Raw genomic sequence first — 21,989 nt, 5'->3', positions numbered from 1 at the left:
CGTCTCGTCGTTGATATCGCATGCGTGTTCTCCTTTTTACAAGGACACCATGCAGGAGCGGCGTTAATACTTGAATGTGGGAATTACCGGACGGTTACCCTTGTTAAAGCGAAATTTGTTTTTATGAAACATTGCTGTCCCTTACCCCTTTCGTCTATAGGTATTTGGTCTTGCATGAGAGTTAAATCAGTTTCTAAGTTAAACTTAGTTCCAGAACGAATAGCGAAATCATAATCTTCTATTTGACCATTAACTTCATTCAGGTTTTCGTTTCTAAATGCGACTTTTTGCTGGCGGTATTCGTTTTTCAGTCGAACTCTTTGTGGGTAGTCGACCACAGAATCATATACTTTTTTTATGTACTCTTTATTCGCATACTCATTATTAATTAGTGAACTATCGATTGCTAAACAGTTAACAAAGCGCCTATAACTAGAATATGGTTCGCCACTGAACGTCATGAATCGAACAGTGTAGTGTTCGTATGGAAAGTTATCATCTTGACCTAAAGCATGGTTTATCTCTCCTGCCAGTTCCAGATTAGGTTCACAAATCATATGTAAACCTGATAAATGGACATCTTCTGTATTATTTTTACCTACTAAATCGGGATTTTCAGCATTTGATAAATATAATTCGACTCTCAATACAGGTAATTTTTCTATCGTTCTATTACCGTTATTAAAGTCATCTATACACGCCTTGTTAAGAAGTGACTCCATACCGGCAGCTTCTACTTTGTGACGACTTCCACTAGAAACCAATTCAATCGCTTGTAATATTGTGCTCTTGCCCGACTCATTATCACCAATGATGGTGTTTATTTCAGGTTTTAGATTTATTTCCAGCTGTCGAAATTTTCTGAAATTTTGTAATTTAATTTTAGTGATGCTGGGCATGATTTTTCCTTATGATTTCTATTTCCTTACACTAACTCAGTTCATGTATCCCCAAGAAATGCACTTTATAAGTTTCAAGTAATTTCTTTAAATTACTTTCATACAAGACACTCGAAATCGACTTTTTATCTAGCAGTTCTATAGCATACTTTTGGGTTCTAGATTTTGCAGTATTGATTTTATCCAAAGACTCATCCGACAGCTTTGCAGTAGTCCAGAGTTGAAAAACAAGGCTTTTATTCTTCCATTCAGGATGTTCTAAACAATACTGGCGAATTGTAGGGATTCTTTTGTTTAACCACTTATCCACTTCTTCAGCAGGTAATGTGGCATTAGGGTTAAGCCCTTTGCATTCAGCAAAAACAAGTTCATTCCCCATTGTTTGTGGTGCAAAAACATCAATCTCCGCTTGCCTTAAATCTATTGTCTTCACAATCTTGTTTAGCTCAATGTATGAAGGGTGTGTACTTGCTCTTATGGTTTCAGCAACAAGAAACTCGAAAAGCGCCCCTCGAATTTGAGAAGTGGCTCCCTCTAGCTTGCCCAACTTTTCAAATACTTCATTTAACTTCTCTGGACTATCAATAGTAACAGCCGCGTTTACGAGAGTACTTATTAACGCTGTAAGCCCTTCAGCAATATCTTTACCGAATAGGTTGTTAACAGTAGCTGGTGAAACTCCAATTTCTTTTAATCTGTTAAACGCACCCGGCGTGAACTCAAATGCAACCAAAAAATGAATTGTGGCGCCAACCTTCTTAAGCTGTTTCAGTGATTCTACTTTCTTTACAAACGGCGCAATGTCATGTTCAGTAACAATATGATTCAACAATAAATCAATACTTATAAAGCCCGGTTTGACTTTAGAGTTCTGCCTGTCAAAAGTAGTCAATCCGGCAAGATAAGATGGTCCCGCAAGATCCCAAGCCGTCGTAGATACAACAGGCAGTTCTCCTTTGTCACGAATCTTGAGCTGGTTAAAACTGGCTAGACCTAAATTTCGGCACCAATTATATAAGCCCTTTAGAAGTATAGTTTCTGCGGAAAGACGTCCTTGAAGCTCCGAAAGCCTCATGCTTAATTGGTTCTCAATTCGGGTTAGATATATAATTTCCCTATCATTTAATGAGATAGTTCGTATGACCCCCGCATCCAGAAGCCTCTTTCTTATCTGCTCAGGAGACAAATGCTTCTTTTGTTTCAATGGTGCGCCACATGAAATTTTGAAATGATCGTATGGCATCAACCCACTTCGAGCATTTAGGGCTGAAATTGCAACACCGTATGAAGAGTTAGTCTTCAGCAACGCTTCGTGAAGCGCCAACCAGTAGTCATGAGAACCGAATTGGCTTTTTAGATAAACAAATGTAGCGTTTCGAGGGAAAGGGAGATTTTTAAGCTTAAACACATCACCGCCAGCCCTACTTATTTTCTGTCTAGCGGCATCTTGAGTTAAGTTGTACTTGTTGACTAATATGTCTTTTAGATCCGAACTTAAAGAAGGACCAAACGTCTTCAGAACTGATTCAACAGTAACGGCCATGTCACACTGCGCTATATATATTAATTGAATATATCGCCACCGTACATTTAAACATTCTGTTAAGCAATGCTAATTTTAAAGGGCTACAGAGGTGCTTAACTTGAAAAACTTCACTTTTTGTCACAGTCGATAAATATCGTGTTAGCGGTTGCTCGTAAAACTGCACAAAGTGCAAACTAATTTTACCATCTGATAGTAAGGACGAAATAATGAAAGGAAGGGAAAACTCAAAGCTAATGTAGAGATATGAGTAAAGTCATACCATTAAGTCCATGATAAGTGATTTTTTAGTCTATATGCTTCCTCACAATTGCATTAGCCAACGGCCTTTAGTCCCCCTACAAGACTGTACAAATATTGTACAGAACGAAAAAATATCCTATGCTGGAAACTGAAGCACTAACTAAGAAAGTATTTTCAATAGAACAAGGAATTCACTTTGAAACGTTCACCGCAATTACTCATTGTAGTATCTTTCTTTATCTTGTCAGGCTGCGTTTCTAACCCATTGATGTTTGACGAGGTAAAGGCTAATAAAGAAGCCAGACTAAATTTACTAGAAGAATCTAAAGAGTCTATATATGAACAATGGAAGTCAGAGGATAGTGGTTTTCTTATAGTAGTTAATGAAGATAGTCTGAACAGATACAAAACAAATAGCGTAAGTGAAAAAATTATAGAATTGGTTGAAAGTGATTTTGATATTGGCAATGCAAGCTGTTTTTATTTGGAAAAGCCTTCAATTGCTTCACATGTCTTTCAATACAATTGTGAAAAGATTTACTATGAAGCTGTATTTTCAATAGAACAGAAAAAAACATTACAGAAAATATTGTCAACTCATGCAGAACTGATAGCTTTAACTGATATCTCTTATAGCGCTTCGTCTGAAAATCTCAAGTTAATTAGCAAATTACAAAGTTCAGTTGGAGATATAATCTCATCTGACATAGAAGAACAGGAACTTATTAATTCATTAATATTGAAGTTAAGCGAAATATCCAATTCCATTGAAGTTTTAAATAAAAGTCAGCAAGAACTAAAACAAAGTCTACTCAAAATTTCCGAAGCCATTTCCGAAGCGAATAAAAAGCTATGAGCAGGATGAAATTATCAATAGCGCTTTGCCTTTTACTTCTGTTTTGTTCCAATTGTGCTTTCGCAATAACATCATCAAGCAATGAAGAACCTTCAGAATTTTGGCGAGGAAAGCTAGAAGAGCTTGAAAGGGCAAAACGACAAAAAGAAGACATCCAACGAGACCTTGAAAACCAAAAAGAAAAATTAGAAGAACGGTTAGACTATCAAGCCGTCTTAGATGCTCAAAAAAAAGATGCAAAAGACACAATCAAAAATGCAGCAAAAGCAATCAAGAGTTATCCGAGCAAAAGTAGAACTCCATCCCTAAAATCTCTAAAAAAAGCCGGACAAGCCGCTAAAAGTGCCAAATCCGCAATAGATAAGTATTTTCAATTAATTGATATGGTGAATGAAGAAGAAGCCACAAACAAGCAACTATCTAAAATTCAAAGCAAGCTAGCGGCGATCAAGGTTGATATTGAAAACCTTGATTCAGTTATTAATGGCATTGAAAGTGTTTTGCAAGAAATGGCTTTGGCTGACAGTTTTTCTAATCAACTTTCTGAAGTCATACGTAATTTTGCACTTTCTGTTGCTAAAGAAGCCTCTCGACGACAATCTGAAAGAGATAATAAAAAGTCTGCCCCCGAAAGAGGTGATAGACCAGATCCAGATAGACCTACTAGAGAGAATAATGATAAACCTAATAGTACAACGCGAGACAAGCCAGACAGGCCTGAAAAGTCAGACAGACCTGATAAGCCAGACAGACCTGATAAGCCAGACAGACCTGAAAAGCCAGACAGACCTGAGCATCCAGACGTTGACGTCGGGCCGGGAGTTTTGCATCTCGTACCATTGGACGCAGATAACGAATTAAAAAAAGACAAGGACAACGACAACGACAACGACAACGACAACGGATAGCATACTCTAGAGATTCGGTGGATAAGTTTCTGAAATCTGGATTTCAATTTTTACTGCTAAGTATTTTCACTTAGCAGTAAAGTTTTCGTTATGTTGTATTACAATTTTAGTGCAAGAACTTCTGCATCTAAATGGGTATAACGCTTAAGCATAGCCAAATCTTTATGGCCTGTGATGGCCGACACTTCCATGATCTGTAAACCTCTCTCAAAAAATCTGCTTGTGGCTTCATGCCGCAAATCATGGAACCTTAAGTCACTGATGCCTGCCCTTTTTGTTACTCTGCGAAAGGCCTGACCAACTGAGTCACCCTCTAACGGGAAAAGGTAATCTCCTTGCCTCGTGATTTTACCAACCAGTTCAACTGCACGGCCTGACAATGGGACTGTTCTTGTTGTGCCATTCTTAGTCTCCGGTAAAAAAGCGGTGCGCTTGTGCAAATCGACGTTGTCCCATTTCAGATTGATTAGCTCTCCACGACGCATAGCCGTTTCAATTGCAAGTTCGATGACAATAGGTAGGCTTCCTCCATAGGTTTTCGCCTCTTCCATTAGTCGCTCGAATTCTCCAGAAGCTAATCGACGATCTCTAGCCTTTCCCTTAGTTGGCAGAGATACTCTGTAAAAGGGGTTCCCTTTAGGCAGATAGATATTCCACTCTTTCATGGCATGATCTACCATGCGCTTCAATAAAGACAATTCTTTGCGTGCTGTATCACCCGAAACGGTTTCAAGCCTGTAGAGTTTGAATTCCCTTACAACATCAACTGATAAATCAATTAAGTGAATATGACCTAGGACCTTACTTAAGAAGTTTAGCTTGTATTTGATATTGTCAGCAGACCTATAATTCGACGCAACTTCATCCCAGAAGCGCTCCAACAAACTGCTAACAAGAGTCCGTTCTGCTGTAGCTGTTGACTCAAAAATTCCCTGCTCCATTTCCAGCTCAACTTGCTTAGCCCATTTCTCAGCATCAAACTTTCTGGAAAAGGTCTTTGAAAGTGTCTTATATCCTTTTTTCCTACACTTCGCCTGCCACTTGCCATTTTCGCGCTTTGTGATTGTTGCCATTAGATTGCTCCTTTAAAGATTAATGCGGAGCATCTTGTATGACTCGAAGAAAAATGTACGGACGCCAATTCAGCAATAAAACGTCTGCTTTTTGTCGCGGATAAATATGAGAGTTTATGTGGCATAAAAATTCCTATTTTTATGACAATTCACGGTGTCCCAGAATTGTCCCAAGGAATCAGTATGAGAGGGTGGCCCACCCGAGAGGATTCGAACCTCTGACCTCACCCTCCGGAGGGGTGCGCTCTATCCAGCTGAGCTACGGGTGGATATTTAGTGATAGTTTTCACTAACAATATATCAAAACTTGTGCTCCCATATTTTGAAATTTTTAACTTTCAAAATATTTGTCCCCCCTCCTCCGGAGGGCCGCGCTCTATCCAGCTGAGCTAAGGGCGGATAGTGCTACGGTTGTAATAACCGTGTACGTTCGCAAAGGAAAAATACGCAGTTAAATGTACGCTGCAAACGGGGCGTAATAATACTTACGCGGTGGGTTGGCTTCAACTCATTTATTAAAATCTCTTTAGGTGGCTTGGAACAAGTGTTAAAAATCCTTACTTTTTATGGGTAATTGGCTTCAAATAGTTGTTCAACCCCAATTAACCGTTATAATCTGGCCAGTTATATTTTAAACAAATTCATCATTGCCTGGAGACAGATGTGAAATTAAAGACTTGGTTAACTGTTGCTGCTACTGCGCTAACTGTTTTTGCAGCACAAGCACAAGAAATGAGTAACGATGAAATTGCCGATCGCATTAAGCCGGTAGGTCAGGTACACGTTGCAGGCGCAGCGGCTGAAGGAAGTGCTGGCGCAGCTGGCGGTGCAAAGTCTGGTGAAGACGTTTACAACTCTGCATGTGTTGCATGTCACTCAGCAGGCGTTTTAGGAGCTCCTAAAGTTCACGTTGCAGCAGACTGGCAACCACGTCTAGACGAGCGCGGTCTTGATGGCGTATGGCAAAACGCATTGAACGGTATTAACGCTATGCCTCCTCGTGGTACATGCGGTAACTGTTCTGATGACGAAATTAAAGCTGCAATCGAGTATATGATTGAAGGTATCTAATACCCGCTAAATCGTAACAACTTGATGGAAAAAGTAGCGTTTTACCCTCTAATCGGGTAATTTAACTCTTTGGGGAAACGTTACTTTTTTACTGGCGAGCGGAATGTCACAAGATTCGACGCAACATGAGTTGACGGAAGAAGAACTGCGCGAACTTATACCGCAGCTTCAGCAACTCACTGACAAGTACAAGCGCGCTGAACGTGTTCAGAAGGCGCTTTTCGACATTTCTGAACTTGCCAGTTCTGTAAGTCACCTTAATCGCCTTTATTCCGCTATTCATGAAATCATTGCCGATTTTATGAATGCCGATAACTTCTTTGTCGCCTTTTACGAACCCGACAGTAACGTTGTCGATTTCGCTTACTTCATTGACGAATTCGACGAACAAACCGTTCGCCAGCTTCCCGCTGAATCGTTAATGGACGGCATGACCGGTTACATTCTCAAAACCGGCGATCATCTATTTTACAAACGTGACGACGAAGAAAACTTTGCCTCTCAGCATGATATAAAGCTAGTTGGCTCACAGCCGTTTGAGCTGCTGGGCGTGCCCCTTAAACGAGGAAGCCAAGTCATAGGTGCCATGGTAGTGCAAACTTATGATGAAGGTGTGCACTATACGCAAGAAGATTTAGAAGTACTGCTGTTTGTTTCTCAACACATTGTTACCACGGTTGATAGAGTAAAAAACCGTGAGCTCACTGAACGCACCATCCGCGAACGCACCCGCCAACTGCGAAAAATTAACGACGACCTTCAAGAAGAAATATTAGAGCGCCAAAAAGTAGAGTCGCTACAGCAGGCTTTATTCGAGATATCTGAACTGGCGGCTAACCTTGAAGGCGATATGGATGTGTTTTATTCCAGTCTGCACGAAATTTTAGCCAGGCTAATTAGCGCACCTAACTGTTACATTGCCATTCTTGATAAGGAAAAAGAGCTACTCGCATTCCCGTATTTTAGTGACGCACAAGAAAAGAACATAAGTTCAAGGCCTTTGGGGCTTGGTCTAACTGAATTCGTATTGCGAACGGGGCAAGCTGAGCTGGTTAACCCACCCAGAGTATTGGAGCTTGCAGAGTCTGGCGATTTAGATGTGTCGGTTGCGCAAACTATGCTAAACAGTGCGAACTCGTGGTTAGGTTCGCCGCTTGTTGTAGATGGAGAAATTGCAGGTGTTATTGCCGTACAAACTTACGGTAAACACGCTAAATACAATTCTCGTGACCAAGAGCTTTTACGCTTTGTATCGCACCATATTGCGGTAGCCATTGAGCGTAAGCGCAATACCGAGTCGATGCAGCGCTATAACGTTGAGCTTGAGGAGCGCGTTAAAGAACGCACAGCCGAGCTAAACCGTGCTAATAAGTTCTTAAAGCAACAAATTGAAGAGCGTAAAGAGATTGAGCTTAAGCTTATTCACGATGCGCATCACGACTCATTAACTGATTTGCCTAACCGTGCCATGTTCACTAGCCGCTTAGAGCTGGCTATAGCCAGTAAGCAGCGTTACAGCGAAAACATGTTTGCGGTGCTGTTTATCGACCTAGACCGTTTTAAAGTTATTAACGATACCCTAGGTCACCACGCCGGCGATGAGTTCTTAATTGAAGTAGCTAGACGTATTGCGCTGTGTATTCGTGGTCACGACCTGCTAGCGCGCTTAGGCGGCGATGAGTTTGTTGTACTGCTTGATAACTTTGAAGATGAAGCAGACGTAGAAGAAGTGGCTAGCCGTATAATTTCATCTATTTCCGAACCGTTCTTGCTTGATGGTCGAGAGATGTATTCAGGTGCAAGTATTGGTATTGCGCACTTAGAAACCTACTATCGCGCCGCAGATGAAGTGCTTCGTGATGCTGATGCCGCTATGTATCAAGCGAAAACGCTAGGCCGCGGACGCTTTGTTATGTTCGACAAGAGCATGCGCGACAGGCTTATTGAAGAACTTGAGCTTGAAAATGAGTTCAGACGTGCACTGCGTGAAGAAGAGTTCGATTACTTCCTACAGCCCGTTATAAAGCTTAATGACGACAGCACACTGTATAAAGAGATGTATATTCGCTGGTCGCACCCTGCATACGGCAAGATTGCCAGAGAGCAGTTTAGACAAGTGGCAGAGCATAGTGGCCTTACGCTAGATTTAGACCTGTTCCAGCTAACCAAAGCCTGCGAGCTGTTAAACCATTATAAAAACACCGACGACCCGATAAATAAAATAGCGGTTAACGTTTCGATTAATCATCTGCTACAGGCTTCTATGGTAAACCAGATGATTAATGTGATTGAAACATCAGGTATTACGCCTAGCCAGCTGGTATTTGAGTTTGATGAAAACGACTTAAATCGCCGTTCTCAGTTCATTCTTCCTGCTATTAAGAAGTTAAAACGTGCGGGCGTAACTTTGGTGCTGGATAACTTTGGAAGCGGATTAGCTTCATTGAGTTATTTGTTTGCCTACCCTTTCGACTTCATCAAAATTGATCATCGCTTTGTTAAGTCACTGCCTCGCTCTCAACGAAACTTAAAGCTTATCCAGTCTGTCATGCTTATTTCTGAACATTTGAAGTTTCAGGTTATTGCTGAAGGCGTAGACTCTCAGGCACAGTTAGATGCGCTTAACGAAATTGAATGCATTTATGGCCAAGGCAAAGTATTGAAGCACGCCAAAGTGCTGGATATGACGTCGCTAGCAAGCTGATAGTTAGTACTTACTTGCCAGCGTAACCTTGTCTCAATTAGCAGGCTACTTTTTCCCTAGAATATCTCGTAGGTTAGCAATTCCCACCTGTGCCTTTTGCTGGCGCTCTTCTTTTGTCGCCTTCCGTTTCTGATTTTCCCACTGTACATCGTCAGGCGGCAGTTCGAACAGAAAGCGGCTTGGCTCTGGGTTAATCACTTCACCAAATTGTCGGCGCTCTTTAGCAAGGCTGAATATAAGCTCGCGCTGGGCGCGAGTAATTCCCACATAAGCAAGTCTGCGCTCTTCTTCCACGTTGTCTTCGTCAATGCTGCTTTGGTGCGGCAATAAGCCTTCTTCCATGCCCACCAAGAATACAATAGGGAATTCCAAACCTTTTGAAGCGTGTAGCGTCATTAATTGAACTTGGTCCCCTTCCCCGTCGTCTTCGCCGCGCTCCATCATGTCGCGCAATATCAGACGGTTCACTACTTCGGTTAAGGTCATGGGTTGGTCTAGGTCATTGCCTTCCAGCATATCGTTAACCCAACCGAATAAGGTACTTACGTTGGCCATGGCCATTTCAGCGGCTTTGGGGCTGGCGCTGGTTTCATATAGCCATTCTTCGTAGCCCATCGTGCGGATCATGGTACGAACCGCGTCAGCGGTGTTGCCACGTTCCGCATTGTCCGATAGCTCTACTACCCAACGGGCAAAGGTAGAAACCGAATGAAAGGCTTTGTCGGGCAGCACGCTATTTAAGTTAGGGTGCGTCGCCGCTTCGAACATAGACACGCCCAAGCTATTTGCAAAGTTACCCAGTTTTTCCAGCGTAGCGCGGCCTATACCGCGCCCTGGCGTGTTAATAATGCGAAGCAAAGCGTTATCGTCGTTTTGGTTCACCAACAACCTTAAATACGCCATGATGTCTTTCACTTCAGCACGACCAAAGAACGACATACCGCCGCTGATTTTGTACGGAATGCGGTTACTCATTAACAGCTTTTCAAAAATACGACTTTGGTGATTCCCGCGATACAAAATGGCGTAGTCTTTAAACTGGGTGCGGTTCATGAACTTGTGCGCCAGCAGTTCTGCCACCACGCGCTCACCTTCATGCTCTTCGTTCTTCGCCTCTATTACTTTTAGCGGCTCGCCGTACTGCAGCTCTGAGAACAGGGTTTTATCGAACAAATGCGGATTGTTCTGAATAAGAATATTCGCGCAATGCAGAATACGACCTGACGAGCGGTAATTTTGCTGTAGCTTAATGACGTTTAAGCGCGGAAAGTCTTGCTGTAATAGGTGCAAATTCTGTGGCTTAGCGCCACGCCATGAATAGATAGACTGGTCATCGTCGCCCACCACGGTAAAGCGCGCACGCTCACCTACTAATAGCTTTACCAACTCGTACTGACTGGTATTGGTATCTTGGTACTCATCCACCAGCAAGTAGCGAATTTTGCTCTGCCATTTGGCTCTTATTGCTTCGCTACTTTTTAAAAGCAATGTAGGTAATAAAATTAGGTCGTCGAAGTCTAGCGCGTTATATGCCTTAAGGTTGTCTTGGTAACGCTTGTAGGCTTCTGCAAACTCTCGTTCGCCCGTGCTGGTAGCTGATTTTAATAAAGCATCGGGCAAGATAAGGTCGTTTTTCCAGTTCGAGATACAGCTTTGTAAAAGCTGAAGCTGATCTTTATCGCCATCGAGGGTGTCGGACGTCAGATCGTTAAGCAACGCGAACGAGTCTTTATCGTCGAATAACGAGAAACCTGGCTTTAAGCCAAGATCTTTCACATGCGCTTTAATAATGGTTAAGCCCATGGTGTGGAAGGTCGACACTTTTAGCCCGCGCGCCTCTGGCTTGCCCAAGGTCTGCGCTACACGTTCTTTCATTTCACGTGCTGCTTTGTTGGTAAAGGTTACCGCTGCAATGTAGCGAGCTGGCATATCGCAGTTTCTAACTAAATGAGCAATCTTATTGGTAATTACGCGCGTTTTACCACTACCCGCCCCAGCCAGCACCAAACATGGGCCAGACACAAAGGTTACGGCAGACTCTTGAGCTTCATTTAGTTTCATTTAATACCTAGAACAACGTACATTTTTGGCGCGACACAGTTTTCATTGCATGTCGTGTCGATACCGATAGAATAGCTTTCATAATTTGAGCTGCGCATTATAAGGGAATTCCATGTTGGATCCGAAGAAACTCGAAGATTTAGCGAAACAAATTGCTGATGCCGTTCCACCTGGCGTTAAAAACATGGCTGAAGAAGCCGAAGGTCGAGTAAAGGCGGTATTGCAGTCGCAGCTGTCTAAGCTTGATTTAGTGACTCGCGAAGAGTTCGATATTCAAAGCCAAGTGCTTATTCGCACTCGTGAAAAGCTAGACGCTATGGAAAGCCGCATTGCTGAACTTGAAGCGAAGTTAGCGGAAAAGTAGGCGTTCAAAGCTTATAGAAACTCAAAAAGCGCCTTTATGGCGCTTTTTTTGTGGCTGAATACCGTTAACAATGGTTTGTATTGGGCTAGTTACTTTTTCAGTTACACCAAATAAAAATGCAGTGCCGTTCCTAGCGTGATGGCTAAACCAATATAGTGATTTTCAATAAACGCGGTGAAGCAGCCTTCACGCTGACGGCGTTTAATAAGCTGATACTGGCGCACGCATAGCAGAGCCGAAAACAGCACGGCTAAGTAGTAAGGCCAGGTTGCGTTAATAGCACAGCCTATACACCACAGAATGGCAAGGGCAGCGGCCTGTAGCAGCATGACTATGAGCACGTCGTTTTTGCCGAACAATATGGCCGTAGACTTGATGCCTATTTGTAAGTCGTCATCGCGGTCTACCATGGCATACATGGTGTCGTAAGCTACCGTCCATAGTAAGTTAGCAATAAACAACCACCAGCCGTACGCTGGTACTGTTTCTATCACAGCCATAAATGCCATAGGAATGGCCCAACCGAACGCGGCACCCAATACCACCTGCGGTAAATTGGTGTAACGCTTCATAAAGGGGTAGCTTGCTGCCAGGAGTAAGGCTACCACCGACAACGCAATGGTTTGCCAGTTAAGGAATAACACTAAGACAAATGCTAAAGCGATAAGCGCACCAAAAAGTTGTAGCGCTTGTTTAGCCGACACTTCTCCGGTTGCAAGCGGACGCTGGGCAGTGCGCTTTACGCTACCGTCTACTTTTCTGTCTGCATAATCGTTAATCACACATCCGGCTGAACGCATGACAACTACGCCAGCCACAAAAATGAGCGTAATGCCTAAAGGCGGTAAACCTTGTGCAGCCATAAGAAGCGCCCACAACGTAGGCCACAGCAGCAAGTAAATACCGACTGGTTTATCAAGGCGCATAAGTCGCGCATAGGCGTTCCAATTGTGCTTCATAATTGTTTTTCGCTTTCCTTTTCGTTTTTAGCAGAGCGGCTATACGCCGGTGAGGACGGAAGAAATACCTCTGCTACTATCATGCTGTAGTTGCCTAACGTAAACAACGAGCGCCTGCCCCACAAGGTTTGATTACTGTTAATACCAAACTGCGAAGCTGGCACTGTACACAGTTGAAACGCTGAGCGTGTAAAGCGCTTATCATTAAACAGGCGTTTTCCCAAAGGCTCCCGGCCAAGATCTGAAAGCTCGCTATCAACAAAGGCTTGAGGGATGATAGAACGTGCAAACACCCACGGCTTATGATCGCCACATAGGAGAATTTCTCTCGCTTGATAATGGGTTTCACCGTTGTCGAGTAACAACGACAGTTCATTGTCGTGAGGAATCTGCTCGTGCTGGCCAATAAGCTCTAGAGAAAAGTGGTTGCTTAAAGACTGCACTCGCTCGGTTAACGACCCAGTGTCTAACAGCCAGTTTTTTAGCTGTGCATTAGGAATTGTGATGCCAGAAGGTGCTTGCCAGTCAACCGCCAAACCCACTGGAAAAGTGGCATTAAAACTCACACGAAAAGCCCGAATAATGAATCTGTTAGTATGATAACACGTCATGTTCAATTATTTTCACTCGGTTAAACTTTTGCAGTAGTGTGTTTAATCAGAGTTTTGCTACACTACCAAGTGAATTTATTACTTTGGTGTTTCGGACTTCACTATGCTTAAGTCTTTAGTTTTACGCGTATTTGCGGTTAGTTTTTTCGTTCTTGGTTGTAACGCAGCAGTGGCGCAAGACAAGGCCAACTATGCTTATTTGGGCTTAGAGCCAGAGATTGTTACCAACTACATTAGCGATAGCGCACAAAAGCTAGGCTATGTACGCGTGTCGGTTGAATTGATGATCCACGATGTTAACCAGCTTGAAATTGCTGAACACCACATGCCGTTACTGCGCTCTACTGCCATTGAAATATTCGGCCAGCAACCGGCAGAGAAAGTTAAATCACTAACTGGTCGTGAAGATATTCGCCGCGCTATTCTTAAAGCGTTGCAAGAGCACATGAAGCAAGAGACAGGCGGCGAAGTGGTGAAGAACGTTATCTTCACCAAATACTTATACCAAGGCGGTTAAAAGTAGATAACGGGCTAAAAGGCTAACGTACGCCTTTTAGCTACATAAAACGCCACTAGCGTTTACCCGACCCAAGACTTAAGGCCCCGGCGAGCAAACATCCAGAAATAAGCCCCGCTGTATGTGCAGCATTCGCCATGTTTACCCACAAAATATCGGCATAACCTAGTACCAACCACACCAACATAAAGCCCACAATTGAATTTGGCAGCGACAAGCCCCAACTTGGTCGCAACCAGCCTAGCCACCACACAAAGCCCATTACGGCATACACCACACCAGACAAGCCGCCAAACAAGAACAGGTTGCCTTGCACAGGATCACTAAATAGCGCTTGTGCGGCGTTCGAAATAGTGGCCGACACTAAGAACACAATAAGCAGCATGCTCATGCCAAGGGTGCGTTCAATTTTAGCTCCCAGCATGCCCCACCACAGTAGGTTAAATATAATGTGCAGCGCCGAAAAATGAATGAACGCAGGGCCTAGTAATCGCCACCATTCGTGATTTTGCGACAAAATGGAAAATGGCTGCATCAATAAATGCTGTGCGATAGGGGCAAACAGTCCAAACAATGACAGTAAATAAACCGCAACACACAGAATAAATACCACCGAGGTAAAAGGCGCTTTCACGGCATCGGCAATGATATTACCCACGGAAAAGCCATTACCCGAAGGCGCCAGCCGTACGTTCTTGCCATTATCCCATGCGGCTTGCTGGTACTTCGGATCGGTAGGGTTTGCCAAAAAGCCATCCGCAATAATTTTTGCACGGTCGAGATGGTCGTGATTATCTAATACCACCACGAACTCTTTATCGTGCTGTATTACAGCGGCCTGAATGTGCTGACTGGTTAAATAATTGGCGAGAAGATGTGCAGGACTTTGCTGATTGAACGCAATTAAAGGATGAGCCATAAGCTAGTTGTTACCCCGAAGCAGAAGAATATGAATGCGATATGACATATACCAAGGGCGCGGTATATAACCTCTTTATACTGAAATACTGCAGTAGCTGCAAAAAATAAAGGTGCACATTGTGCACCTTTATCAAATCGCTATGCCGTGACTACCGGATTTGCCAGTCGCCATGCTTCGAAGCCACCGTCCATACTATAAACGGTTTCAAAGCCTTGCTGTGCAATCACTTGGGCCGCCTGCTGGCTGCTTACGCCGTGGTAGCACACTACAACCACTGGGATATCTTTGGGCGTTTGGTCGATAAACGCTGCAAAGTTGTCGTTGTTCAGCTGCGCTGCGTTAGGCATGTGTCCATTAGCAAACGATTGAGGATCGCGAATATCCACAATGGTTACGTCACCTTGAAAGTTTGCAACGTCGTTTACGCTAATGTGTGAGAATGTTGTCATTATTGCCAGTCCAGAATAACTTTACCTGAGTGTCCAGACCCCATGGTATCAAACCCTTTCTGAAAGTCATCAATAGAAAAGGTGTGTGTGATGATAGGCGATAGATCTAAGCCGCTCTGCAGCAAGCTCGCCATTTTGTACCATGTTTCGAACATTTCACGGCCGTAGATACCTTTTATCACCAAGCCTTTGAAAATAACCTGGTTCCAATCGATGGCAACATCTTGTGGAGGTATTCCCAGCATGGCAATTTTGCCGCCATGGTTCATTTTATTCAGCATGTCTCTGAAAGCCACCGGCACACCAGACATTTCCAGACCCACATCGAAGCCTTCTGTCATACCAAGTTCGTTCATTACGTCTTTCAAGTCTTCCTTGCTTACGTCAACGGCGCGGGTTGCACCCATTTTTTTAGCAAGCTCAAGACGGTAAGGATTAATGTCGGTAACCACGACATGACGAGCACCTACATGCTTTGCAACTGCAGCAGCCATAATACCTATTGGGCCGGCACCTGTTATCAGTACGTCTTCACCCACCAAGTCGAAACTTAGTGCAGTGTGAACAGCGTTGCCAAACGGGTCAAAGATAGACGCTAGGTCGTCGCTAATGTTGTCTGGAATTTTAAACGCGTTAAATGCAGGAATGACCAAGTATTCAGCAAAAGCGCCCGGGCGGTTAACGCCCACGCCTTCAGTGTTGCGACACAAATGTACGCGACCTGCACGACAGTTACGGCAATGGCCACAGGTAATATGGCCTTCGCCCGAAACACGGTCGCCAACCTTAAACCCTTTCACTTCTTGGCCCATACCAACGACTTCACCCACATACTCGTGGCCTACAACCATAGGTACCGGAATGGTTTTCTGTGACCAATCGTCCCAGTTGTAAATGTGCATGTCGGTGCCGCAAATAGCGGTTTTGCGAATTTTAATCAGTAGGTCATTGTGCCCTACTTCAGGCTCTGGCGTGTCTTGTAGCCAAATGCCTTTTTCTGCTTTCGCTTTAACTAGCGACTTCATGAAATTACTCCCAATTCACGGCCGACTTCAATAAATGCATCTACCGCTTTATCAACATGTTCAAGGCTATGACCTGCTGACATTTGCGTACGGATACGGGCCTGACCTTTCGGCACAACAGGGTAAGAGAAACCGATAACATAAATGCCTTTCTCAAGCATCTTGTCTGCCATTTCGCTAGCTAAACGGGCATCGCCTAGCATAACAGGAATAATAGCGTGATCTTTACCAGCTAATGTGAAGCCCGCCTCTTCCATACGCGTACGGAAATGATTGGCGTTGCGCCATAGATTAGCGCGAAGCTCGTCACCTTCTTTCATCATTTCAAACACTTTAAGCGATGCTGAAACGATAGGTGGCGCAACCGAGTTTGAGAAAAGATAAGGACGCGAGCGTTGACGTAACCACTCTACGACTTCTTTTTTGCCCGAGGTGTAACCGCCAGACGCGCCGCCTAGTGCTTTACCTAGAGTACCGGTGATGATGTCTACACGACCCATAACGCCACAATACTCATGGCTGCCTTTGCCGTTTTCGCCAAGGAAGCCCGTTGCGTGACAATCGTCTACCATTACCATGGCGTCATACTTATCAGCCAGGTCGCAAATAGAGGCTAAGTCGGCAATCACGCCGTCCATTGAAAACACACCGTCAGTGGCAATAATTTTGAAACGTGCGCCATCGGCATCAGCTTGCTTCAACTGTTCTTCTAATGCTGCCATATCGTTATTGGCGTAGCGATAACGCTTAGCTTTACACAGGCGCACACCGTCAATGATACTGGCGTGGTTTAACGCATCAGAAATAATGGCATCTTCAGGGCCTAATAGCGTTTCAAATAAACCGCCGTTCGCGTCGAAGCACGATGGGTACAAAATGGTGTCTTCTGTACCGAGGAAGTCGCTGATAGAGGCTTCCAGTTGCTTGTGAATGTCTTGTGTACCGCAAATGAATCGTACAGATGCTACACCAAAACCATGGCTATCCAGGCCTTTCTTTGCTGCTTCAATCAAGCTTTCATTGTTTGCAAGACCAAGGTAGTTGTTGGCACAAAAGTTAATAACGTGCTCGCCGTTAGCAACACCAATATCCGCTTGTTGTTGCGACGTGATAACACGCTCTTTTTTGTACAAACCATCTTCTTTCGTGGCTTCAATTTGCGATTGCAAATGAGAAATAAATGCCGCAGACATGCCATTCTCCGAGTGTAGGTATATTAAAACCGTTAGTTTAATGAAAGCGCGGTAAAGGGTACACACCCTTGCGCTGTATTTAATGGGTTTGTCGACTAAGTTTGTAAATTATTCAGCACACTACATTGATGAAGCGTGCACCTTTTGAAACGGTAAAGTCGCCCTAGGCGGATTCTTTCCAAAAACCAAACTCTACTTTGTCGCTTAACACGTCCCAAATGTTAACCTCAGGAATAGGTCTGCTGATAAGGTAGCCTTGACCTAGGTTGCAGTCGAAATGACACAGCAACTCGTACTGTTCACTGGTTTCAATTCCTTCTGCCACCACTTGCATTCCCATGTTGCGCACCATAGAAATCGTAGAGTGAACAATATTTCTATCATCAGCACTGCTGGCGATATTTGCCACAAACGAGCGGTCAATTTTGATGTAGTCGGCGGGTAACGATTTAAGATAACTCAACGACGAATAGCCCGTGCCGAAATCGTCGATAGCCAGCATGCACCCCATGTCGCGAATATTTTGCATGATGGTGGTTGCACGCTTGATATCTGATACCAATACCGTTTCGGTTAACTCTAAGCAAACTTGGTCGGGCGCTATGTCATTTTTGATAATTTGCTGCTGCAAGAATTCAGGCAAACTCGGGTCTAAGAACTGACCCGCTGACAAATTAATCGCCATCTTCACGTCGGAGTAGCCGCTATTTTTAAGCTCTCTGATTAAATAAGTTGAGCGCGTAATTACCCAGTAATCAAGCTCAAGCATGAATGACGTGTTTTCAAGAAGCGGTATAAAATCGGCCGGGGAAATATTACCCTTTTTAGGGTGTTGCCAACGCAATAGCGCTTCAAAGCCCACCAGCCTTCCCGTGTGCATCTCAAGTTGGGGCTGAAGCGCTAAGCTAAACTGGTTGTCTCTAAGGGCTTCACGCGCCTCTGACTCCAGCTCAACCTTCTGCATTACTTTAAGGTTCATGGTGGCGTCATACACGCGATACTCCGCCCCTTTTTTGGCTTTAGCTTCGTACATCGCAATATCCGCATGCCTTAGCAGTTCTACTGGCGTGGCGCGAGAATGGTTGGTGATAGCAATACCGATACTGATAGAAACGTAAAAGGTTACGCCATCTACAATGATTGGCTCTTTAAACTCTTCTATCAGCTTTTTGGCTACCGTATCTACGTGCTTTTTGCTTTCTATATTTGAAAGTAAAATAACAAACTCATCACCGCCAAATCGAGATGCAATATCCGACTCTCTAATCGGCTTAGAAATACGCATAGCAGCAGCTTTTAAGAGTTTATCGCCGACGTCATGACCGTGACTGTCGTTAACCTTTTTAAAGTCATCAAGGTCCATGAACATCAGTGCCACTAACCTATCGTCGCGAATTGAACCAGCTAGCTGCTTTTCTATTTGAAACGTCAGCATATTACGGTTGGGAAGTCCGGTTAACACATCGAACATCGCCATTTTTTCAAGCTTCGCTGTGTTAATAGCCATTTGTCCGTCAAAGCTTTCTAGCTGGCGCGCCAGATTATTTGCCGCGTCTTCAACTACGTCCAATTCATCTGTGAATTTGAAAATAGGCGACTTCCTTCGTTTAGCTGCAATGGTGTAAAACTCGCTAAACTTGTGTTCGGCCAGCATAGGCAAACGTTCGCTTACATCTAACAAGCGTATTCTGTATTGATTTAGGAAAAGGTAGAGCAGCGAAGAGAAGATAAAAAATAGCGCAACAGCGCTAGAAATAACGATGTACTGATATTGTTCGTTTTGACGCACCATGGCCGACACGTCTTGTACAATAAGCAAGTAAGGATGATCACCTGATGCGTGATTAAAAGGCAATAAACTAACCAGCAACTGCTGATTGTCCAACGCAACGTTCATGCCTCTAATAACTAAATCGTCAATTCGCCAATTATCGGGTAACGCATCAAATAGAGATTGAAAGTACTGTCGATTAGCCGCAGACACTTGGCTTGCCACCCTTAATTCTGACAACTCAGATGAGGTTTCTTTGTGCTGGACGACAGCAACTTTGTGCACATCGGTAGCGCGACTAAACAGGTATAGCAGTTCTCTCATCGACGTGGACACAACGATGACAGGCAAGGTTTCACCGTTTGCCATAATTGGAATTGAAATGTAGTGCGTGCATACCGAGTCACAGGACAATAGTGAGCGGCTTTCAAACGACGCCCGAGTGGTATTCACTAGCTTTTCAATGGTTTTATTTACTGGCTGTAGCGGGTTGCCAACAACACCGTGTTCGTCAAACAAATACAGCGATTCAACTTGAAAGTTAAGGGTCAGGTATTCACTAAGACCGCTAAGCGTTTGTTGTAGCGATTCAAGGCTATCTGCGTTGCCTCCACTCTTATGGCTGATGATATCAATAAGCGTGATCATTCTGCCGTGCAGAATGTCTTCAAAAAGCTGAACCCTTCGTTGATTACTGACTTGGTTTTCCCGTTGCTGGAGCAGAATTCGAGCGTCAGACTCCTGAATAAGAACCGTTGATATAACCACAGTTACCGTTAATACCATAGCCAACAAAATTGTGATGGTTTTAGTGGTGAAAGATACCTGAACCTTCATCTAATGCCCTTAAAACCAATACATCAATTGCACTGACCACATTTCCCAGTGCTTATCGGCATGAGACGCCACATCTAAGTTCAGTAAGCTCACTACCCTTGTCGCACCTTCAACCCAATGATACTCACCTTGAAGTCGCCACTTCGGTGCAATGTCCCAACGCAAGCCTAGGGTATATGTATCTTGGTAGCCAAAGTAGGCGGGGATCACGCCGCCTGTCATAGCCTCTAATTGCCTTCCGTCTCGATCTGACCTGTCGTTAATATATGTGTCGTAGCCAATAAGACCACTTACATTGTTATTAAACAAATACCTAAACTGAACAAAACCGCCTTCGCCTGTGCGTTTAAAAGCAAAACCAGGGAAGAATAGCCCTTTGCTATCCTGGACTTCTCGAATTAGCTCAGCCGACACTTCCCAGTTTTCTGCAAAGTATTGCGCAGACAACATAATACGCTCTATGTCTGCATTACCTGCAAAACGGTTGTCATTCTGAGAAGGTGTGTACCTGAAATCAGAACTCAACCAGCTGGCACCTAGTTTCCATGTCATGGTAGCCGGTTGCCAGAACACGCTGACTTGATGAACAAAGTCTTGCTTGATGTCGCCTTTTGCTTCGTCGCCGAGTAAAAAATCTCTCTGGGAGTCGTTAATATTAGAGCGACCGTAACTCCAGTTTAATTCCCAGATATTCTGAGCACCATAGTGTGAGAAACTGGTTTGGATACCGTTGCTTCCCAAAGCAACGTCGCGAAACCCGTCAAAGTACACAGACTGGGGAAGAACAGACGTGTAACGTGTTTGTGGCACATCTCTGGTCACTGAATACAGCCAGTGGCGATTTTTGAAGCGACCAATGTGGACTTGTCCTTGCCATTTACCGGGCAAGTCAGGCAATTTCCAGTCAATAAACAAATAATCTAAACGAGCGCCCTGCTCAAAACGATTCCCGCCGTCTAAATAATTAATTTGCCCGGCAACAGAGATGTTTTCCGCTATTCGATAGTAACCATTTAGCCCAACTTCGGTGAGCTCACCTGTTATTGCGTTGTCGTCAGTTATAAAGTTACTTCCATGTGACTGAGTTACACCTTGAGAGACATAACCGTGCCACGAAAAATCTCCCTGTGAAGCAAGGACAGGCATGCTTATCATGCCAAACGCGAGAGCGATGTATTTATTCATTCTGTTCCTACCTCTACGCGTCTTAATTTCACAATTTCGGTATGTTCAACATAGCCGATAGCGCCTGTGGTACTTTCTAACGCCTCTATCAACGCTTGGTAAGACGTGACCCTAACGGGTGTAACGCCCTGCCCAGAATAGGTGATTTGATCCCATAAGCGAGATAATTGATAAGGGAACATCTGAAGTACTTCACGACAAAACTGCTTGTGGAGCTCATCGTTATCCTGCAATACAAATACCGTGATTTTAGTACCATCGCTCCAATATTGACGATGGCCGGTAAATATCTGACGAAGCTCAGAGCGGTTTAGCTCTGAAACCATGACACTCTCATTAACCATGACGTTTAGTTCTGCTGCGTGTGCCGCAGGCACGCCTGAAAACAGTGCAATATTCAGTAATAGCACCAGTCTAAATTGAGTATAAGCAAGAACAGTGGATAGCCATCGCAAAGCGGGCTTTTTCATTCAGTAACGACTCCCTGTTATTTCAAAGGAACACTTCGCAACGCTAAGTGTAGATAATAGTTGATAGTTTTACCTTACAATTAAGTAAATTAAGCGACAATTAGCTTGTGATGGTGCCCTGGTCTATCAACAGTATTTTTTCCTATTGTTCGTATCTTTTGACATGCGCTAGGTGAAGCCTATTTGCTCGAGTATTACCTATTCGCGCCAAATAAATGCTTATTTTTCAGATAGAACTCTCCGGGCCGCCGCAATTTAACATGCTCATTCTAAAATGATGAATATGGTCAACGATACTCGCGTATGAGCATAACGACTTAGGTTTTTA

19 protein-coding genes and 1 tRNA gene are annotated in these 21,989 nt (G+C 43.9%); 6 read left to right on the top strand and 14 right to left on the bottom strand.

The window, feature by feature from the left end; all coding sequences use genetic code 11:
• Window positions 1–83 precede the first annotated feature (83 nt).
• Both MHN02_RS17705 and MHN02_RS17700 read right to left on the bottom strand, forming a co-directional pair.
• A complete protein-coding gene (locus MHN02_RS17705; RefSeq protein WP_239247541.1) occupies window positions 84–899 on the bottom strand; it encodes an AAA family ATPase in 816 nt (271 codons plus the stop codon).
• A gap of 31 nt (window positions 900–930) precedes the next feature.
• The gene (locus tag MHN02_RS17700) at window positions 931–2,442 is read right to left on the bottom strand and encodes a hypothetical protein (RefSeq protein WP_239247539.1); all 1,512 of its coding nucleotides are present in this window, start codon (window positions 2,440–2,442) and stop codon (window positions 931–933) included.
• 439 nt (window positions 2,443–2,881) lie between these two features.
• Here MHN02_RS17700 and MHN02_RS17695 point away from each other — a divergent pair, with 439 nt between their 5' ends.
• On the top strand, window positions 2,882–3,541 hold the full coding sequence (locus MHN02_RS17695; protein WP_239247537.1) for a hypothetical protein: 660 nt from the start codon (window positions 2,882–2,884) through the stop codon (window positions 3,539–3,541).
• Between the two features lie 5 nt (window positions 3,542–3,546).
• Window positions 3,547–4,449 (top strand): hypothetical protein, encoded by a 903-nt coding sequence (locus MHN02_RS17690; protein ID WP_239247535.1) that lies wholly within the window; start codon window positions 3,547–3,549, stop codon window positions 4,447–4,449.
• A 98-nt stretch (window positions 4,450–4,547) separates the two neighbouring features.
• Here the strand turns inward: MHN02_RS17690 and MHN02_RS17685 are convergent, their stop codons facing one another.
• A complete protein-coding gene (locus MHN02_RS17685) occupies window positions 4,548–5,522 on the bottom strand; it encodes a site-specific integrase (RefSeq protein ID WP_239247533.1) in 975 nt (324 codons plus the stop codon).
• Between the two features lie 192 nt (window positions 5,523–5,714).
• Window positions 5,715–5,791 (bottom strand) — tRNA-Arg (locus tag MHN02_RS17680).
• Between the two features lie 394 nt (window positions 5,792–6,185).
• Here MHN02_RS17680 and MHN02_RS17675 point away from each other — a divergent pair.
• Both MHN02_RS17675 and MHN02_RS17670 read left to right on the top strand, forming a co-directional pair.
• Entirely contained in the window at window positions 6,186–6,593 is a 408-nt protein-coding gene (locus MHN02_RS17675; RefSeq protein ID WP_014947775.1) for a c-type cytochrome, read from the top strand.
• Between the two features lie 103 nt (window positions 6,594–6,696).
• On the top strand, window positions 6,697–9,297 hold the full coding sequence (locus MHN02_RS17670) for an EAL domain-containing protein (protein WP_014947774.1): 2,601 nt from the start codon (window positions 6,697–6,699) through the stop codon (window positions 9,295–9,297).
• A gap of 45 nt (window positions 9,298–9,342) precedes the next feature.
• Here the strand turns inward: MHN02_RS17670 and rep are convergent, their stop codons facing one another.
• Window positions 9,343–11,358 carry a DNA helicase Rep gene (gene rep / locus MHN02_RS17665; protein WP_239247531.1) on the bottom strand — a complete coding sequence of 672 codons (2,016 nt, stop codon included), beginning with the start codon at window positions 11,356–11,358 and terminating at the stop codon, window positions 9,343–9,345.
• Between the two features lie 112 nt (window positions 11,359–11,470).
• On the opposite strand from rep, the gene MHN02_RS17660 reads away from it, so the two are divergent.
• Window positions 11,471–11,722 (top strand): accessory factor UbiK family protein, encoded by a 252-nt coding sequence (locus tag MHN02_RS17660; RefSeq protein ID WP_014975278.1) that lies wholly within the window; start codon window positions 11,471–11,473, stop codon window positions 11,720–11,722.
• Between the two features lie 101 nt (window positions 11,723–11,823).
• On the opposite strand, the gene ubiA is transcribed toward MHN02_RS17660, so the two are convergent.
• Together ubiA and MHN02_RS17650 are read right to left on the bottom strand one after the other, a co-directional pair.
• Window positions 11,824–12,681 (bottom strand): 4-hydroxybenzoate octaprenyltransferase, encoded by an 858-nt coding sequence (gene ubiA / locus MHN02_RS17655; protein WP_014975277.1) that lies wholly within the window; start codon window positions 12,679–12,681, stop codon window positions 11,824–11,826.
• Window positions 12,678–13,247: a chorismate lyase gene (locus MHN02_RS17650; protein ID WP_041693341.1), complete on the bottom strand. Its 570-nt coding sequence runs from the start codon at window positions 13,245–13,247 to the stop codon at window positions 12,678–12,680. The genes ubiA and MHN02_RS17650 overlap by 4 nt, the downstream gene beginning before the upstream one ends.
• A 148-nt stretch (window positions 13,248–13,395) precedes the next feature.
• Between MHN02_RS17650 and MHN02_RS17645 the strand changes: the two genes are divergently transcribed.
• Window positions 13,396–13,809 (top strand): flagellar basal body-associated protein FliL, encoded by a 414-nt coding sequence (locus MHN02_RS17645; protein WP_014977897.1) that lies wholly within the window; start codon window positions 13,396–13,398, stop codon window positions 13,807–13,809.
• 55 nt (window positions 13,810–13,864) lie between these two features.
• On the opposite strand, the gene glpG is transcribed toward MHN02_RS17645, so the two are convergent.
• The 7 genes from glpG to MHN02_RS17610 form a co-directional block, all read right to left on the bottom strand.
• A complete protein-coding gene (gene glpG, locus MHN02_RS17640; protein WP_039226959.1) occupies window positions 13,865–14,728 on the bottom strand; it encodes a rhomboid family intramembrane serine protease GlpG in 864 nt (287 codons plus the stop codon).
• Between the two features lie 140 nt (window positions 14,729–14,868).
• The gene (glpE, locus tag MHN02_RS17635; protein ID WP_014947767.1) at window positions 14,869–15,180 is read right to left on the bottom strand and encodes a thiosulfate sulfurtransferase GlpE; all 312 of its coding nucleotides are present in this window, start codon (window positions 15,178–15,180) and stop codon (window positions 14,869–14,871) included.
• The gene (gene tdh / locus MHN02_RS17630; protein ID WP_049587537.1) at window positions 15,180–16,205 is read right to left on the bottom strand and encodes an L-threonine 3-dehydrogenase; all 1,026 of its coding nucleotides are present in this window, start codon (window positions 16,203–16,205) and stop codon (window positions 15,180–15,182) included. The genes glpE and tdh overlap by 1 nt, the downstream gene beginning before the upstream one ends.
• Entirely contained in the window at window positions 16,202–17,398 is a 1,197-nt protein-coding gene (locus tag MHN02_RS17625) for a glycine C-acetyltransferase (RefSeq protein WP_014977894.1), read from the bottom strand. The genes tdh and MHN02_RS17625 overlap by 4 nt, the downstream gene beginning before the upstream one ends.
• 163 nt (window positions 17,399–17,561) lie before the next feature.
• The gene (locus MHN02_RS17620; protein ID WP_239247529.1) at window positions 17,562–20,006 is read right to left on the bottom strand and encodes an EAL domain-containing protein; all 2,445 of its coding nucleotides are present in this window, start codon (window positions 20,004–20,006) and stop codon (window positions 17,562–17,564) included.
• 9 nt (window positions 20,007–20,015) lie between these two features.
• Window positions 20,016–21,191: a hypothetical protein gene (locus MHN02_RS17615; RefSeq protein WP_239247528.1), complete on the bottom strand. Its 1,176-nt coding sequence runs from the start codon at window positions 21,189–21,191 to the stop codon at window positions 20,016–20,018.
• Window positions 21,188–21,661: a hypothetical protein gene (locus MHN02_RS17610; protein ID WP_039226966.1), complete on the bottom strand. Its 474-nt coding sequence runs from the start codon at window positions 21,659–21,661 to the stop codon at window positions 21,188–21,190. Before MHN02_RS17610 ends, MHN02_RS17615 begins: the two co-directional genes overlap by 4 nt.
• Between the last annotated feature and the right edge of the window lie 328 nt (window positions 21,662–21,989).

The organism is Alteromonas sp. CNT1-28, assembly GCF_022348345.1.
In the GTDB taxonomy this organism is placed as follows: domain Bacteria; phylum Pseudomonadota; class Gammaproteobacteria; order Enterobacterales; family Alteromonadaceae; genus Alteromonas; species Alteromonas macleodii.
This window is presented reverse-complemented; position numbering and strand designations above follow the sequence as displayed.

Excerpts from the sequence above, each read along its gene's own strand:
- MHN02_RS17705 (WP_239247541.1), bottom strand. The coding sequence starts at position 899 with ATGCCCAGCATCACTAAAATTAAATTACAAAATTTCAGAAAATTTCGA.
- MHN02_RS17700 (WP_239247539.1), bottom strand. The coding sequence starts at position 2,442 with ATGGCCGTTACTGTTGAATCAGTTCTGAAGACGTTTGGTCCTTCTTTA.
- MHN02_RS17690 (WP_239247535.1), top strand. The coding sequence starts at position 3,547 with ATGAAATTATCAATAGCGCTTTGCCTTTTACTTCTGTTTTGTTCCAAT.
- MHN02_RS17685 (WP_239247533.1), bottom strand. The coding sequence starts at position 5,522 with ATGGCAACAATCACAAAGCGCGAAAATGGCAAGTGGCAGGCGAAGTGT.
- MHN02_RS17670 (WP_014947774.1), top strand. The coding sequence starts at position 6,697 with ATGTCACAAGATTCGACGCAACATGAGTTGACGGAAGAAGAACTGCGC.
- rep (WP_239247531.1), bottom strand. The coding sequence starts at position 11,358 with ATGAAACTAAATGAAGCTCAAGAGTCTGCCGTAACCTTTGTGTCTGGC.
- MHN02_RS17660 (WP_014975278.1), top strand. The coding sequence starts at position 11,471 with ATGTTGGATCCGAAGAAACTCGAAGATTTAGCGAAACAAATTGCTGAT.
- ubiA (WP_014975277.1), bottom strand. The coding sequence starts at position 12,681 with ATGAAGCACAATTGGAACGCCTATGCGCGACTTATGCGCCTTGATAAA.
- MHN02_RS17645 (WP_014977897.1), top strand. The coding sequence starts at position 13,396 with ATGCTTAAGTCTTTAGTTTTACGCGTATTTGCGGTTAGTTTTTTCGTT.
- glpG (WP_039226959.1), bottom strand. The coding sequence starts at position 14,728 with ATGGCTCATCCTTTAATTGCGTTCAATCAGCAAAGTCCTGCACATCTT.
- glpE (WP_014947767.1), bottom strand. The coding sequence starts at position 15,180 with ATGACAACATTCTCACACATTAGCGTAAACGACGTTGCAAACTTTCAA.
- tdh (WP_049587537.1), bottom strand. The coding sequence starts at position 16,205 with ATGAAGTCGCTAGTTAAAGCGAAAGCAGAAAAAGGCATTTGGCTACAA.
- MHN02_RS17625 (WP_014977894.1), bottom strand. The coding sequence starts at position 17,398 with ATGTCTGCGGCATTTATTTCTCATTTGCAATCGCAAATTGAAGCCACG.
- MHN02_RS17620 (WP_239247529.1), bottom strand. The coding sequence starts at position 20,006 with ATGAAGGTTCAGGTATCTTTCACCACTAAAACCATCACAATTTTGTTG.
- MHN02_RS17615 (WP_239247528.1), bottom strand. The coding sequence starts at position 21,191 with ATGAATAAATACATCGCTCTCGCGTTTGGCATGATAAGCATGCCTGTC.
- MHN02_RS17610 (WP_039226966.1), bottom strand. The coding sequence starts at position 21,661 with ATGAAAAAGCCCGCTTTGCGATGGCTATCCACTGTTCTTGCTTATACT.